Raw genomic sequence first — 15,975 nt, forward strand, 5'->3', positions numbered from 1 at the left:
TCAGCGCCGGGTGCGGACCCGACTGAGAGTGAACGCCGTCGGGCTCACCCCGTTGTAGCGCAGGCCCGATTCCTTCACGACCTTCAGCCGTCGGTCGCGCGCGACCGCATCGGCGAAACGCCGTTTGTCGTCGGTGATGATCACAGCGCGTCCGTCGGCCGCCAGGACCCGTCCGATCTCGCGCACCAGCCCCGGGTAGAGCGCGTCGTTGTCACGGTTCGACCCGATGCGCTTACCGAAGGGGACGTCGGAGACGATCCGATCGACCGACCCGTAGGCCAGGTCGAGATCGGTGGCGTCACCGACCTCCGCCAACACCTGCTCGCCCACCCCGAACTGCTGGATGTTGCTGTGCGCCAACGAGATCGATTCCTCATTGAGGTCGATCACCAGGCCGTCACCGGTGCGCTGCAGCGCATCGATGATCGGGATCGTCCCGACGCCGCCGCAAGGGTCGAGGAGGTTCATGCCCGGCTGGAGCTTCGCCAGCCGCAGCACGCCGGCCGCCACGGCGGGTGGGGTGGTCGCAGGCAAACGCTGCATCGTGCCGAAACGAGCGGCCCAGGCCAGCGGGCCGATCTCCGCCCGGCCCGTCGCCGGATCGAGGTTCACCTGCCAGTCGCCGGTGCTGTTGGCCCAGCCGGTCTGCGCAACGACTGCGTCGATCAGTTGCCCGCGTGCACCCGGATCACGCTCGTCCACCCGGAAGGCGATGTCACCGGTGAATCCTGCTGCGCGACAGAGGTTTTCAGCTTCGGTCAGGTCATTTCCCGGCGACCAGGCCAGTGCGACGCGATCGATCATCGGCGTCCGTCGAACGGGGTCGAGGTCGTCGACCGCACTCAGCCGGAGTACGCCTGGGCCATCGACGGTCGCGCTCAAACCCTCCTGCTGGAGGTCTCCACGCAGTAGGTCTTCGAGCCCGACGGCGCAGGTGACAACGAGATCCATGGCTCCATCTTCAACCAGTGATGCCCGAGAGGCACCATGCGGTTGCGCGACGGATTCCTCAGTCGATGAGGACAGTCGCGACGCGTACCAACTTCGGGTCGTCGTACTTGTCGCCCTCGACGTCACCCTTGGCCCAGGTGAGCAGCAACCTCGGCCCGAGCACCTCGACCCGCGCAAGGTTGTTGTCGAACCACGGCCCGTGGGTGGTCGTCCAGTCGAAGTTCGGCTTCTTCACCTTCGGGAAACGGTTGATCAGTTTGCGCATCGGGTCGGCCATCCAACCCGACAGCGTGCCTTGCAGCATGCGGACGTGACGCGGCAGCGGGTTTCGGATCGGTGAGCAGACCGCCTGCACGATCTTCGACTCGATGGGCTCGGGCGTGACGGTGACCTCGTTGACATAGGAGTTGTGCACATCTCCGGAGAGGAAGGTGATCGTCGCTGGCGCCGCGCCACGCTGCCCGCGAGCCACCTGCATCACCATCTCCGAGACGTCGGCGAACGACTTCTCGAAGGCGGCCCAGTGCTCGAGGTCGACCGCTTGCCGAATCTTCTCGCCGATCTTGGCAGTAAGCGGCTTGTCGCCCTGGGCCATCGACTCGTTCATCGACTCCAGGTCGTGGATGCCGGTGGGCAGCAGGAAGGGCAGCGACGTGCCGATGAACAGGTGTTGGGTGTCGCCCCGCATCTGGTCGTCGAGCCAGGCGAGTTCGTCGGCGTCGAGCATGGCCCGGTGATCGGGCCGCAGGTCGCGGGCCGCCCGGGAGTCGATGACGATCAGGCGTGACTCGCCGAGGTCACGGACGAAGGAGAACCGGTAGGTGGTGGGGTCGGAGTCGATCTCCTCACCGAAGGCGTCGACCACGCTCGTCAGATCGAGTTCGGAGGAATCGTCGTGCGCCGCAATGATCTTCCAGATCTTGTCGTCGCGCAGCGTGTCGTGGTCGAGGTTGCCGGCGTGCTGGTAGATCCAGTACGACCCGAGCGCTCCCACGATCCGCTCGTGCCACCACGGCGTGCGGTTCATCTCCTCGTGCCAGCTGTGCGAGGTGTTCCAGTCGTCCCGCACGTCGTGGTCGTCGAAGATCATCGCGCTCGGCAGCGTGGACAGCAGCCACCGGTTGGCCGAGTCGGTCCAGGCCAACCGGTACAGCTCGGCGTACTCGATGAAGTCCTTGATCTCCTCCCCCGGCGGTTCCTCCAGGCCGCGGCGCTGCTCGATGAATTCGCGCATCTGCGGCGAGGTGTCGTCGGCGTACAACTGGTCACCCAGGAAGAGCACGAAGTCGGGCCAGTGATCGGGGTTGCGCGCCATCTCCAGGGCGTAGGCCCGCATGGCGTCCACGCCGTGCAGGTCGGTGCCTTCCTTGTCGTGCGACACCGAGGTGCGGCACGAACCGAACAAGAACGAAGCGTCCTTGGACGGGTCGAGCGTGGCGATCCTGCTGGGCGGGAACGGGCTGTCGGGCTCGGGCCACACCGACTCTCCGTCGAGGTCGACCTCGTAGTCCTGCACGCTGGCCGGCTCGAGGCCGCCCGCAAGCACGATGGCGTAGTGGTGGTCATGCGCGCTGAACGTGGCAGCGGTCCACTCGCGTCCGTCACTCCTGACGGTCACCCGACAGAAAGCGTCCGTCTCAACGAAGATGGTCGCGGTGGTCTCACCGACATAGCGCAGCACTGGGCCAACAACGATCGAAGCCATGCGCACACACTCTCATCCGGACGGCGCCGGTCGGACTTTCGTCGGCTGTTGATCAGCCTTCGAGCGCGAGACTCGCTCCGAAGGCCAGCATCGCTGCGCCACCGATCAGGTCAGTCGAACGCCGAACTCGCCTGCGCAACAGCACGTTCCGAGCCCGGGTGGCGATCATGACGAGCCCGAGCAGGTAGAGACCGCCGAGCACGGTCAGTGTGAGGGCGTAGGTGCAGTTCGGGCAGCCCGGCCCCCGATCCGACGAACTGCGGCAGCACCGCAACGTTGAACATCAGCACCTTGGGGTTCGTGATGTTGCAGATGAAACCCGATTGGAAGGCCATCCACGGACGACGCTTCTTGCCGTTCAGGTCGATGCCTTCGTCCTTGGCACGCCAAGCGGCCCGGAGCGCGGTGACGCCGAGGTAGACCAGGTAGGCCACACCAGCCCATTTGATCGTCTGGAAGACCGGTTCGGCCTTGATGATCAACGCCCCGAGTCCCAGCGCAGCCAGGACTCCTTGCACCGCGCCGGAGACTCACCCCGAGCGCCGTGGTCAGCCCTGCCCCGCGTCCACCCGCGATCGAACTGCGCAGCGTCAGCAAAGTGTCCGGGCCGGGCGCCAGGACGATGACCAGCGCGAACGCGATAAAAGACAGGTAGCTGCCCACCGAAAAAATGTAGAGCCACGCGACCATTCTGCGCCCGGTGTTTCGACAGATGAGCGGGATCGATCGGGTGTTGAACCCGACTTACCCCGGGCGAGCCTTCCCGCCCTCATATCGAGAAACGCCCACGTCATGACGCGGGCGTTTCTCGATATGAGGGCGTTCCTGCCGTGCGGCTCAGAGCTCGTAGCCGGTGACGGGACCGTCGCTGTTCGGCTCCCATCCCAGTTCCGGCGCCACGTGGTTGGCGAAGGATTCGAGCAGGTGCAGGTTGTACTCCACACCCAGCTGAGCCGGGATGGTGAGCATCAGGGTGTCGGCCGACATGACGGCGGCGTCCTCCTCGAGCTGGCGCACCAGTTCGTCCGGCTCGGCGGCATGTGTCTTGCCGAAGGTCGAGCGGAACCCGTCGATGACGCCGATCTGGTCGGCGTTCTCGCCCGATCGCAGGCCGAAGTACATCTGGTCCTGGGCGTTCATGATCGGGAAGACGCTGCGGCTCACCGAAACTCGCGGCGTCCAGTCGTGACCGGCTTCCTTCCACGCGGCGCGATATCGGTCGATCTGCTCGGCCTGCAGGTCAGCGAATGCTTGACCGGTGGCCTCGGTGAGCAGCGTCGAGCTCATCAGGTTGACCCCCTGTCGAGCAGCCCATTCAGCGGTGTCGCGGGTGCCCGCTCCCCACCAGATGTGCCGCTCCAGCGACGGTGAGTGCGGCTCCACGCTCAGCTTCTGCCCCGGTCCGAACTGCGCCGGGTCGGCGTCCGCCAGCGGAACGCCACGCACGGCGTCCATGAACCGATCGAACTTCGGACGCGCGATATCGGCGCCACGGGGATCGGTCGAGCCGGTGTAGCCGAAGGCCTCCCAGCCGCGCAGTGCCGGCTCTGGTGAACCACGGCTCACCCCGAGCGCCACTCGTCCGTCAGACAGCAGGTCGAGCGCAGCGGCCTCCTCGGCGAGATGCAGCGGGTTCTCGTATCGCATGTCGATCACGCCGGTGCCCACCTCGATGCCCTTGGTGCGCGCGGCGATCGCGCTGAGCAGCGGCATCGGTGCCGCGGCCTGTCGAGCGAAGTGGTGGACGCGGAAGTACGCGCCGTTGACGCCGATCTCGTCGGCACCCACGCCGAGTTCGACGGCCTGCTGCAGCATGGCCTTGGCGTCATAGCCCTGCGGCGCGTAATGGCCGAAACTCAGGAATCCGAATGCTTTCATGGACGCATCAACTACTCTCTTCGTCGACTTATTCCGCAACGGCGTACGGGGGTGAACGCCATGGTGACACCGCGCTGCACACGGCTCAGCGGTGTGCACGAAAAATGCGGAAGGGCCGCCGATCCATTCGGATCGACGGCCCTCGCTTGAGCACTCGAGGTCACTCCGAGTCGGAGTTGTCCTCAGCACCGTTGTCGGTCGAGTCGCCCTCACCGTTCTTGCGACCACGGCCGCGGCCACCGCGACGACGACGACGCGGAGCGCCTTCACCGTCGGAGTCGGCGTCCTTGGCCTCGGCAGCGTCCGGCGAACCGGCTTCGTCGGACGCCGGAGCCTCAGCCACCGGACCGGTGGCGGCTGCGGGCGCCTGCGGGCTCTCGGTGGACGACTCGGCGGAGTCACCGGAACCGGCCTCCTCGACCACGGCGAGCGAGAGCTTGCCGCGCGGGTCGATCTCCTTGAGTTCGACCTGCACCTTCTGGCCGATCTTCAGGACGTCTTCGACGGCGTCGATCCGCTTGCCACCGACGAGCTTGCGCACCTCGGAGATGTGCAGCAGTCCGTCCTTGCCCGGGAGCAACGACACGAACGCGCCGAAGGTGGTCGTCTTGACGACCGTGCCCAGGAAGCGCTCGCCGACCTCGGGCATCTGCGGGTTGGCGATCGCGTTGATCGCCGCGCGCGCGGCCTCGGCCGACGGACCATCGGTGGCGCCGATGTAGACGGTGCCGTCGTCCTCGATCGAGATGTCGGCGCCGGTGTCTTCCTGGATCTGGTTGATCATCTTGCCCTTGGGGCCGATGACCTCACCGATCTTGTCGACCGGCACCTTCACCGCGATGACGCGCGGAGCGAACGGCGACATCTCGTCGGGAGCGTCGATCGCCTCGTTCATCACATCGAGGATGTGCAGACGGGCGTCACGAGCCTGGGTCAGCGCGCCCGCCAGCACGTCGGCGGGGATGCCGTCGAGCTTGGTGTCGAGCTGGATGGCGGTGACGAAGTCCCGCGTACCGGCGACCTTGAAGTCCATGTCGCCGAAGGCGTCCTCGGCTCCGAGGATGTCGGTCAGGGCGGCGTACTGCACCTGCCCGTCGACCTCGGCCGACACCAGGCCCATCGCGATGCCGGCGACCGGGGCGCGCAGCGGCACACCGGCGTTCAGCAGCGAGAGGGTGGACGCGCAGACCGATCCCATCGAGGTGGATCCGTTGGAGCTCAGCGCCTCGGAGACCTGACGGATGGCGTACGGGAACTCCTCGCGCGTCGGCAGCACCGGCATGAGCGCACGCTCGGCCAGGGCGCCGTGGCCGATCTCGCGACGCTTGGGCGAACCCACGCGGCCGGTCTCACCGGTGGAGTACGGCGGGAAGTTGTAGTTGTGCATGTAGCGCTTGCGCGTCACCGGCGAAAGGGTGTCGAGCTGCTGCTCCATGCGCAGCATGTTCAGCGTGGTGACACCCATGATCTGGGTTTCGCCGCGCTCGAAGATCGCCGAACCGTGGACGCGCGGGAGCACCTCGACCTCTGCGGAGAGGGCGCGGATGTCCTTGGGGCCACGGCCGTCGATGCGCACCTTGTCGCGCAGGATGGTCTCGCGGACGAGCGCCTTCTGCAGCGAACGGAAGGCAGCCGAGATCTCCTTCTCGCGGCCTTCGAACGGACGGCCTTCGCCGGCCAGGTCGGCCTTGAGGGAGTCCTTGAGCTCGTCGAGGCGCGACTCGCGCTCCTGCTTGTCACCGATCTGCATGGCGGCGGCGGTGTCGGACTTGCCGGCCTGCTCGACGGCGGCGTACGCGTCGTCCTGGTAGTCCAGGAACAGCGGGAACTCCTGCACCTCCTTGGCAGCCTGGCCGGCCAGCTCGGACTGCGCTTCACACAGAGTGCGGATGAAGCCCTTGGCGGCCTCCAGGCCCTGCGCGACGACCTCTTCGGTCGGGGCGCCGGCGCCCTGGTGGTTGACGAGGTCCCAGGTGGACTCGGTCGACTCGGCCTCGACCATCATGATCGCGACGTCGTCACCGACCACGCGACCGGCAACGACCATGTCGAAGACCGAGCGCTCGATGTCGGAGAAGTTGGGGAACGCAACCCACTGACCGTCGATCAGCGAGACGCGGGTGGCACCGATCGGGCCGGAGAAAGGCAGACCGGAGATCTGCGTCGCTGCCGAGGCGCCGTTGATCGCCAGCACGTCGTACTGGTGGTCGGGGTTGAGCGACAGCACCGTGATGACGACCTGCACCTCGTTGCGCAGACCCTTGACGAAGGCTGGGCGCAGCGGGCGGTCGATCAGGCGGCAGGTGAGGATCGCGTCGGTCGAGGGACGACCTTCACGACGGAAGAAGCTGCCCGGGATCTTGCCCGCGGCGTACATGCGCTCCTCGACGTCGACCGTCAGGGGGAAGAAGTCGAACTGGTCCTTGGGTTGCTTGCCCGCGGCCGTGGTCGCGAGCAGGGTGGTGTCGTCGTCGAGGTAACACATGACGGCACCGGCGGCCTGCTTGGCCAGACGTCCGGTCTCGAATCGGACCGTACGCGTGCCGAACCTGCCGTTGTCGATGACAGCTTCGGCGAAAGTGATCTCTGGACCCTCCATTGGGCCCTCCTGTTCTTCAATCTCGTCGCACATCGTCGTTGTGTGCGAACGGGTTTCCTTCTCAAGGGAACCGGGCCACGTGACGCATTCGGTACGTCCTACGCGGCGGGCGATTCCCTCCTACGCGACAAGGCGACCCACCCGCAGGTGAATCGCCCCATCAACGCAAGTCTTCAATTATCGACGCAGGCCCAGACGCTTGATCAGCGAACGGTAACGCTCGACGTCGATGTCCTCGAGGTAACGCAGCAGACGCTTGCGCTGACCGACCAGGAGCAGCAGACCACGACGGCTGTGGTGGTCGTGCGGGTGCTGGCGCGAGTGTTCGGTGAGCTCGCGGATGCGCTCGGTCAGTAGTGCGACCTGCACCTCGGGCGAACCGGTGTCGCCTTCGCCAGTGCCGTATTCGGCAATGATCTCGGCCTTGCGGGCGGTGGTGAGTGGCATGTTGCGGCGACTCCCTTTCGTCTTTTCGTTGCGCGGTGCTCCTGGGCATTTCCACCAGGGCGCTCTTGATCCGCGGCCGATTGCACGGCGACCCCAAAGATATCAGCGCGTCGGTCGAGTGACCTAATTCGCGTCAACGCCGACGACCGCCGCGCACTCCTGCCGCCGCGCCACCGATGCCGACTACGGCCAGTCCGCCTGCCGCCAGCATCAGGACGGCGGGATCGGCACCGCCGGAGCTACCCCCGTCGGTGACGACCGGCGGGCCGGTGACATCAGAAGTGCTGGTGCTGGCCGACCCGGTGCCAGTGGATGACGCGGTGCCACTGGTTGCCGATGTTTGCGACGTCGCGGATGCAGTGGACGTCGAGGAAGCGGTGTTGCTGGTGGAGGTGGCGCAGGCGATTGCGATCGTCTGGTCTGCTCCGTGGGCGGAGACCTCAAGCAACCCTTGACCGGTGAGAGCGTGGATGCCCAGGCTGGTTCCCTCGTACTCACCGACGGTTGGTGTCGCGGCGGCGCCCTTTGCCATCTGCGCGTCGAAGGACGTCTTGTCAGTGGCGATCGCTCCACGCATCGCCGGCGGCGCCGAGCATCCGAACTGCAACGACCGCACATAGGCGGCGGCCCGCGCTGCGTTGTCGGAGCGACCAGCGAGGGTGAACGCAACTGCTGCCAATCCTGTGGTGGCGGTGTTCACGCCGGTTGTCGTGCCCGGCACACCGCCGGTGCTGTCTTGTGCTGCGGCAAGGAAATCGACGGTCTTGGTGAGGTCGGCGGAGCGGCCAGTCGCAGCGAAGAACTGAGCCGCCAGGGCCGTGGTGTTCGCGTCACTCACGCAATCGGGGGCATCCGGTTCGAGCCGAAAACCGCCGTCAGCGCATTGCTGCCCCATCAGATGATTGACAGCCTTGGTCGACACCGGCGCTCCGGCGCGACGCAGCGCCAGCATCGACCACACCTGGTCGTATGTCTGGGCGTAGTTGCCGTTCGGGTTGAGGTCGTGGAAACGACCCTCCGGATACTCCAGGCCCTGCAACAAGGCCACCTGGTCGACACCGTGCTGAGCCCGCGGATCGAGTCCGACTGCCTTGAGCATGACGATGTGCTGAGCGAGGGCCATGACCGAAAAGGGCAGACCGTACGGGCGGAAAGTCTCGCGGGTCGATGCAATGAGGTGGTCTGCAGCCGCTCGCATCTGCGCTTGTGCGGTTCCTGCACTCGCCAGGGCAATGACCCCTTGGGTGGTGTACCCGTATCCCCGTGGATCAGACGTCGGGAAGTGGTCTCCTCCGGTTGCGAACTGCGTCGCGATGAACGTCGCAGCCGCCGTTGCGGGAGGAGTCTGCGCTTGTGCGGTGCCGGAGGTCGCCACGGCCGCAGCGAGCATTGATGTCGGGATGACAATTAAGGATCGTGGCATCTTCATGACGGCTCTCCCTCGCGGACCAACATTGGGACGTCCCGACGTGCTCGTCTGGCCCTCGCTCTCACGAGGGTAACCGCGCAGGACGACGAACGGAATGCTCCAGCTGTTCGGACTCGCTCAACGGCGATGACTGAAGTGCCTCACCAGCGGGTTCGCCCCACTCGACTGTCTGCACCGTGCTGCACGCCGTCCGTCCACCAGTCGATGTCTTCCGGAAGGTGTGCGACGGTGCGGTACGGCTCGAGGAAATCGGTGGGATCGGGCGGGAAGACACCGGCTGTCCAGCAGGCTTGCGCGACAGCGGCACTCGCCGGCCCACAGTGGGACGCGAGATAAGACACGAGGATCTGGCTGGAGTGTTGGCCAGACCATGGCATCCCGCCCGGCGACAGATCCCACCCTTGCAGCACTCCGTCCTCGGCATGACTGCCTGCCGACCTCTGGCCGCGTTGTCGAAGACCGCGTACGCCCGAGTGTCGGATGCCACCCGGCACAGCACCCCCGGCATGGACGCCTCGAAGGAACAGGGGTGCAGCAACAGACATCCGCCCGACGTTTCGTGGGCGACGACCAGGGGTCGTCCGTCCATCGCCGTCGGCCAGTCCCTCGGATCGTCGGGAAGGTCTTCGGCCGGGATTGCCTGTAGCCGGCGGAGCGCCTCGGCACTGTCGATACACGCCACCGCACAAAGGCTCCACCCTTGAGCGTCGGCCAGCGCCGTGCAGGCGGGCGTGCTCCGGGCAGCAGAGTCAATGAGTTCGATCTCGGCCCGCGTCAGCCCGACTCTTTCAGGTGGAGTGTCGAACAGATCGGGCGCCGGTCCAGCGAGCGCGAGACGGCCCGGTGACCAGCCACCCATCTGATCGAGCCACGGATCAGCCCCGGCATCGTGCAGCATCGCTGCCATTTCGTGCTTGCCCGCGAACAGCGCGGTCCAGAGCAAGGTGCGGCCTTCACCGACCTCGCTACCGAAACGATCGATGTCTTCTACGAAAGGTAGGGCGAGCGCCAACGTCTGCGGGGAACCCCACATGACCAACCAGAAGATCGCGTCATCGGCGAACAGGTCGGCGCCGCGGGCGAGTTCAGCTTCGACCGCTGCCGGGTCCGAATATTTGTCCCGGGGAAGGTCGAAACGCGCGGTCATGACGGGGAGGCTACGCGTCAGCCGCCCGGCGCTGCCCGAAAGCTGCCTTACGCGACGCGCGACGCAGCGTGAGCAGAATCGGACGCCCGGTGAGAGCGATGAGGACGGCGGTGGTGATCGCGCGGCCGAGGTCCCAGCCGAGCGAGGTGGCGAGGTTGAAGGCGAGGAAGTGCTTCAGGTTGGTCAGCAGCGGACCACCGGGCACGACGGAGATGGCGGGTTCGCCGCTGGTGCCGAGCGGCCAGAACCAGAAGTTGAGCACCCACCCGTACAGCAGGCTCGCGATGATCCCGTAGCCGATGAGAAGCACGATCTCGGCGCGCCCGCGCACCCGCGGGAGCAGCCCGGCACCGAGGGCCACCCACCCGGCGCCGAGCATCTGGAAGGGCAGCCACGGCCCGATGCCAGCTGTGAGCACGGCTGAAGCGAACATGCTGGTGCAGCCCAGCACGAAACCGAAGCCGGCACCGAAGACCCGGCCGGCCAGGATCAGCAGGAAGAACATCACCTCGATGCCCCCGGTGCCCGCACCCAGCGGACGCAGCATGGCATCGACGGCCGAGAGCACCCCGAGCATCGCGATCGCCTTCGAATCGATCCCGCCCTCGCTGAGCTCCGACAACACCACGAGCAACAACAGCGGCAGCATCAGTGCGAACAACAGTGGGGCGTCCGTTGTGTGCGAACTGATGCCGGCGTCCGGGTCGACGAAGAGCGGCCACGCGAAGCCCGCGACGCCGATGAGGCTCACCAACAGGATCGCGGCAGCCGATCGGGGCCGCAGGGGTATCGCGCGGGCGGGAGCCGCCGTCGCGAAAGTAGTCATGAGCGCGCCGCCCGCACCTGGTCGACGGTGAGCAGCGGCAACGGCGCCAGAATCTTGGCCACCTGCGGGGCGAACGCCGGTGAACCCAGAAGCACCTGGGCGGTGGTGCCGCTCGCCACGACATCACCGTCGGCCATGAAGACGACCTCGTCGGCGGTCTCGGCCACGAATTCGACGTCATGGCTGGAGACGAGCACGGCCTGGCCGCGGCTGGCACACGCGTGGAGGGTGCGGCGCAGCGCAGCCTTGGCGGCGTAGTCGAGGCCACGGGTGGGCTCGTCCAGCAGCACGACGCTCGGCCGAGCGGTCAGCTGAACGGCGAGCACCACTGCCAGACGCTGCCCTTCTGACAGGTCGCGCGGATGCCGGTCGAGGACGATGTCGGGCACCATCTCCAGCAGCAGACCCTCGCACGTGCCTGGCTCGGCGCCACTCTCGACGTCGGCCTGTGCGCACTCTGCGGCGACCGTGTCGAGGTAGAGCAGGTCGCCGGCCGACTGCGGTACGAGACCGACATGCTTGCGGCGCAACGGTGCTGACAGGTCGCCCGGGCGCACCTGGGTGCCGTCCGTCGTCACGGTCACCCTCCCCGCGGTTGGCTTCACCGCTCCCTGCAGCGCCCACATCAGGGACGACTTGCCCGACCCGTTGCGGCCCATCAGGGCGCTGACCACACCGCCCTGCAGCGTCATGTCAACATCACGGACCGCAGTGAAGACATCGTAGTTGACTCGAATCCCCTTGGCCTGCAGCGCAACCGGGCCAGTAGCTGGTTCATCGGCAGGAATGGGTCGGGCTTCGAGTTCGGCATGCAGGCTGCGCGCCCGTCGCCTGGCATCGCGCACAGACAGTGGCAGCGGCATCCAGCCCTGGTCGCGACCGAGCACGACGACCGGAGGAGCAACCGTGGCCGTCTGCATGATCTCGGCCGGGGTGCCGACCTCGACGAGGCCGTCCCGAGCGACGTGGATGAGGGTGTCGGCGTACTGCAGAACACGTTCGATGCGGTGCTCGGCCATGACGACGGTCACCGACAGGTCGTGCACCAGACGTGTGATGGTGGCCAACACTTCCTCGGCGCCGGTGGGGTCGAGCGCCGACGTCGGTTCGTCGAGCACGAGCACCTGCGGCTGCAGGGTCAGCACGCTGCCGATCGCAACCCGTTGCTGCTGACCGCCGGAAAGATCACGCAGCGCCATGTGTCGCAGGTCGGCGATACCGAGCAGATCGAGCGTCTCCTCCACCCGCTTGCGCATCACCGCCGGCGCGATGCCGAACTGTTCCATGCCGTACGCGAGTTCTTGCTCGACGGTGTCGGTGACGAAACCGGCGAGGGGGTCCTGACCGACATACCCGACCAGATCGGCCATCTCGCGTGGGAGGTGGTCGCGGGTGTCGCGGCCGTGCACCCGCACATGCCCTTCGAGCAGTCCCCCGGTGAAATGCGGCACCAGGCCGTTGATCGCTCCCAGCACGGTCGACTTGCCTGACCCGGTGCGTCCGACGAGCACGGCGAGTTCACCCTGTTCGAGAGCAAAGTCGACCCCACTCACCGCAGGCCGCTGCTCCCCCGCGTAGGTGATCGTCACATCCTCGAACTCGATTGCGCCGCTTGTCATTTCGCTCCTTCGGCGATCGTCGTCGTCCGCACCGTCAGGCGCCGAGGTTTGGGTGGCAGGGCCGGGGTCACCAGCGCAGGCAGAGCCGCGACCAGTAGTGCAAGGACGGCGAACACCGGCACCTGTGGCACGGCGAGCGGTTCGGTGGGCATACCTGCGGCAGCCGCATCGCGTGAGAACGCCGTGATCATGCCGACGACGGCAATCAGCCCGCACAGCGCGACAAGGGTCTCGGGGGAACGCCAGGGATCGGGCCGGTAGGTGGAGCGGGGCACCCGACGCCCGCCCCACCACACGCTGAGCCCGCCCAGCAGGAGACCAAGGACGGTCACCAGCACCGCCCACGCCGGGATGCCCTTGCCCTCGTCGTCGCCGAGCAGTCCGTACAGCCCGACGCACACGGTCATCAGGCCCGCCAGCGACAGCGCGCCGATCAGCCGCCGGTCGCGGGTGCTGACCGCGGTGCGGGTGCCGAAACCACGTGAATCCATGGACGCCGCGAGCATCAGCGACCGGTCGAGGGTGTCATGCAGCACCGGCAGGCCGATGTGCAGCACAGCCCGCACGCCGCGCACCGAGGTGCCGCGCAGTTCGCGAGCGCGCGCCACCCGCGCGGCACTCTCCGCGAGTTGTGGCACAGCGGTCAACGCGATGACGACGGCGGTGCCGATATCACGCACCGCCGCGGGCAGCGCCCGCAGCAGACGGCGCGGATTGGCCAGGACGTTCGCAGCCCCGAAGCAGATGATCATGGTCGCCAGCCGCAGACCTTCGCAGGCAGCCGCGATCAGATCCTCCAGCGGGATCGGGCCCAGCAGTTGAATGCCGGCGGCCCACTCGGGAAGGTCTACGGTCGGCAACGTGACCAGCACCGTCGGGCCGGTCTTCGCGCCGATCAGCACGAACAGCAGTACTCGTGTCACTACGACGAAAAGGCCGAGCCAGGCGTACATCTTGAACGACCTCGCCCAGGGTGCATCGGGTCGGCGCGAGACGACCACGAACACGACCACCGCGAGCGCCAGCGCCAGCAGCACCGGGTTGGTGGTCTGGGTGACCGCGGCGCCGAGACAGCACGCCCACAGCCACCACGCACCCGGGTGCACGAAACGTGGCGCCCAGGCCGATGACCAACCCGGCGAAGTCACTCCTGCGGACGACGGCGCATCGCAGCCACACCGGCTCCCGCCGCAAGCAGACCGATCGACCCTGCGCCCACGATGAGGCCGAGGTTGGTGCCACCGCCGCTGCCGGATCCATCTGGTTGGGCCGCAGCGACGTCCGTCTCGTGCGCGCTCTGTGTCGGTTCAGTTGCGCTGGAGCCGGTCGCCGACGTGGATGAGCTACCGGTCGGCGCTGCGGACGAGGACTTGCCGGCTGCGGACGAAGCACCCGCTGACGAAGATTTCGATGCACTTGCCCCCGACGCGCTTGCCGCCGCGCTCCCCGCTGCTGACGACGCGGCACCGGAGGAGGTGGGTGATGCGCCGGCGGACGTGGTGCTACCCGGTCTGGCCGACGTGGACGACGGTCGCGCACCCGGAGTGGTCGCGGTCGACGTCGCGGTCGCCGAAGGCTTCGGAGAGGTCGTCGGCCGCGGACTGGTCGGCGGCTTCGGCGTGCTGGTGGGCGTCGGCGTGGCCGTAGCGGTTGGCTTAGGTGTCGGCGGCGCAGTGGGCTGCACTGCCGGACGAGCACCCGCACCGAAAGCGAAACCGATCCAGCTTCCGGCCGGAGCAGATTGGGTAGCAACACCCGTCGAGGCGTAGGTCCAGCCCTGCCCCGGGCGTCCGGTGTAGAAGGCCCAGTACGCGCTGGAGGGTGAGGTGCGCATGCACGGATCTGCCGACTTCGAGGGCACCCCGTCGATGCGGCACAAGAAGTAGCCAGGCTGCAACTGCGCGCGCTCAGGTGAATGACCGGCAGCGCGCAGCGCTGCGAGCGCCGAGCTGTACGACCCTGGCGCGCACCGCACGCTGGAGCCGACCACGACGGTCACACCGTTGCAGCCGGCGGCCTGGCTCGGCGTGGCCGGTGCGAAACCGACCACGCCGAGCGTCAGGCCGATGACCGCCAACACGCGCAGCAGAGCGCGCCGGAGGCCACCTTCAAACTGAGGATCAGCGCAAACGACGGCCAAGGGCAACTGCTCCTGCACCCATCGAGGCGAACACTGCACCGGCACCGACCAGCAGGCTCAGGTTGTCACCCGAGCCGGTCGGGCCGTCGGTGACCACTGCCGGACCGGAAACCGTCGAGGTCGTGGTCGGGCTCGCGGTGGTGGACGTCGTCGACGTGGGAGTCGGCGTCGAGGTGGGCGTCGTTGCGCAGTCGATCGCGGGAACGGCAGCCGATCCACCGGCGGTGATCGCGAGGTACGGCTTCAGCGAGAACGCGAGCATCGCCTGCGGGGTGGCTCGGTTCTCCTTGTCGCTGGGCTTGGCCGATGCGCCCGCTGCGACTTGGGCGTCGAACGAGCTCTTGTCGTAGGCGATGGCACCGCGAAGAGCTGCCGGGGCCGAGCAACCGAACTGCAAGGACTGCACGAATGCCGTGGCGCGCGCGGCATTGGCCGGCTTGCCCGCGAGAGTGAACGCGACGGCCGCCAGGCCGGCGCTGTTGGTGTTCGGGCTGGCCGTGGACGCTCCCCCGCGCACTCCACCGGAGGCCACCTGTTGGCCGGCAAGGTATTCGCCTGCCTTCGTCACCGCAGCGCTACGACCGTTGGCCGCGAGCGCCTGGATCGCCATCGAGGTCGCGTCCGGGTCGCTGACGCAGGTCGAGGCGCCGAACTCCAGACGGAAACCACCGTCGGAGCACTGCTGTGCTGCCAGGAAGTCGATCGCCTTGGTCGAGACGGCACCGCCGCTGCGCTTGAGCGCGATGAGAGCCCACGACTGGCCGACGGTGTTGGAGTAGTCGCCCCACTCCGACTTGTCGCTGAAGCGGCCGCTGGGCTGCTCGAAGCCCTTGAGCTGGGTCAGCAGTGCGCTGGTCGAGCCGCCGGTGGCCTGCAGCATGACGATCTGCTTGGCGGTCGCGCCGGCGTAGCCCTCGGCGGACGAGCCGGTGTAGAAGGCGCTGTTGGCAGCCAGCCACGCGGCCGACTTGCTCACCTGCGCACCGGCGACGCCAGCGGCCGACAGGCCCAGGACGGCGTCGATGGTGAGGCCGTTGTCGGCGTAGGTCTGACCGTCGAAGGTGACGCTGAGGTGGTTGCCGTCGGCAGCCAGCTGGCTCGCGACGTAGGCCGAGGCGGCGTCGTCGGGAGCGGTGGCGGCGTGCGCGCCGCTGCTCGTGCCGACGAGGGTCAGCAGTGCCGCGGCACCCGCGATACCCGCACGGGAGGTGGTGTTGAGGGTCATGGTCCTTCT

13 protein-coding genes are annotated in these 15,975 nt (G+C 67.3%); 1 reads left to right on the plus strand and 12 read right to left on the minus strand.

Annotation, left to right across the window (positions count from 1 at the left end):
- From J5M86_RS09725 to J5M86_RS09775, 11 genes are all read right to left on the minus strand, one after another.
- Complete coding sequence (locus J5M86_RS09725; protein WP_188060528.1) at nt 1–951, minus strand: methyltransferase domain-containing protein; 951 nt, start codon at nt 949–951, stop codon at nt 1–3.
- A 58-nt stretch (nt 952–1,009) separates the two neighbouring features.
- Nucleotides 1,010–2,656, minus strand: coding sequence for an alkaline phosphatase D family protein (locus J5M86_RS09730; protein ID WP_188060527.1), 1,647 nt, complete (start codon nt 2,654–2,656; stop codon nt 1,010–1,012).
- A gap of 110 nt (nt 2,657–2,766) precedes the next feature.
- Complete coding sequence (locus J5M86_RS15475; protein ID WP_244328309.1) at nt 2,767–3,174, minus strand: LysE family translocator; 408 nt, start codon at nt 3,172–3,174, stop codon at nt 2,767–2,769.
- Nucleotides 3,175–3,493: 319 nt separating this feature from the next.
- The gene (locus J5M86_RS09740; protein ID WP_188060526.1) at nt 3,494–4,534 is read right to left on the minus strand and encodes an LLM class flavin-dependent oxidoreductase; all 1,041 of its coding nucleotides are present in this window, start codon (nt 4,532–4,534) and stop codon (nt 3,494–3,496) included.
- A gap of 160 nt (nt 4,535–4,694) precedes the next feature.
- Nucleotides 4,695–7,133 carry a polyribonucleotide nucleotidyltransferase gene (locus tag J5M86_RS09745; RefSeq protein ID WP_188060525.1) on the minus strand — a complete coding sequence of 813 codons (2,439 nt, stop codon included), beginning with the start codon at nt 7,131–7,133 and terminating at the stop codon, nt 4,695–4,697.
- 177 nt (nt 7,134–7,310) lie between these two features.
- On the minus strand, nt 7,311–7,580 hold the full coding sequence (rpsO, locus tag J5M86_RS09750; RefSeq protein WP_188060524.1) for a 30S ribosomal protein S15: 270 nt from the start codon (nt 7,578–7,580) through the stop codon (nt 7,311–7,313).
- 133 nt (nt 7,581–7,713) lie between these two features.
- The gene (locus J5M86_RS09755; RefSeq protein WP_188060523.1) at nt 7,714–9,009 is read right to left on the minus strand and encodes a hypothetical protein; all 1,296 of its coding nucleotides are present in this window, start codon (nt 9,007–9,009) and stop codon (nt 7,714–7,716) included.
- A 61-nt stretch (nt 9,010–9,070) separates the two neighbouring features.
- Complete coding sequence (locus J5M86_RS09760) at nt 9,071–10,156, minus strand: hypothetical protein (protein WP_188060522.1); 1,086 nt, start codon at nt 10,154–10,156, stop codon at nt 9,071–9,073.
- A gap of 10 nt (nt 10,157–10,166) precedes the next feature.
- Nucleotides 10,167–10,982 carry an ECF transporter S component gene (locus J5M86_RS09765; protein WP_188060521.1) on the minus strand — a complete coding sequence of 272 codons (816 nt, stop codon included), beginning with the start codon at nt 10,980–10,982 and terminating at the stop codon, nt 10,167–10,169.
- On the minus strand, nt 10,979–12,601 hold the full coding sequence (locus tag J5M86_RS09770; RefSeq protein WP_188060520.1) for an ABC transporter ATP-binding protein: 1,623 nt from the start codon (nt 12,599–12,601) through the stop codon (nt 10,979–10,981). The genes J5M86_RS09765 and J5M86_RS09770 overlap by 4 nt, the downstream gene beginning before the upstream one ends.
- A complete protein-coding gene (locus J5M86_RS09775) occupies nt 12,598–13,749 on the minus strand; it encodes an energy-coupling factor transporter transmembrane component T (protein WP_188060519.1) in 1,152 nt (383 codons plus the stop codon). Before J5M86_RS09775 ends, J5M86_RS09770 begins: the two co-directional genes overlap by 4 nt.
- Before the next feature lie 186 nt (nt 13,750–13,935).
- Between J5M86_RS09775 and J5M86_RS09780 the strand changes: the two genes are divergently transcribed.
- On the plus strand, nt 13,936–14,370 hold the full coding sequence (locus J5M86_RS09780) for a hypothetical protein (RefSeq protein ID WP_188060518.1): 435 nt from the start codon (nt 13,936–13,938) through the stop codon (nt 14,368–14,370).
- Nucleotides 14,371–14,721: 351 nt separating this feature from the next.
- Here the strand turns inward: J5M86_RS09780 and J5M86_RS09785 are convergent, their stop codons facing one another.
- The gene (locus J5M86_RS09785) at nt 14,722–15,966 is read right to left on the minus strand and encodes a peptidase (RefSeq protein ID WP_188060517.1); all 1,245 of its coding nucleotides are present in this window, start codon (nt 15,964–15,966) and stop codon (nt 14,722–14,724) included.
- Nucleotides 15,967–15,975 lie beyond the last annotated feature (9 nt).

This window comes from Yimella sp. cx-51, assembly GCF_017654605.1.
In the GTDB taxonomy this organism is placed as follows: Bacteria; Actinomycetota; Actinomycetes; order Actinomycetales; family Dermatophilaceae; genus Yimella.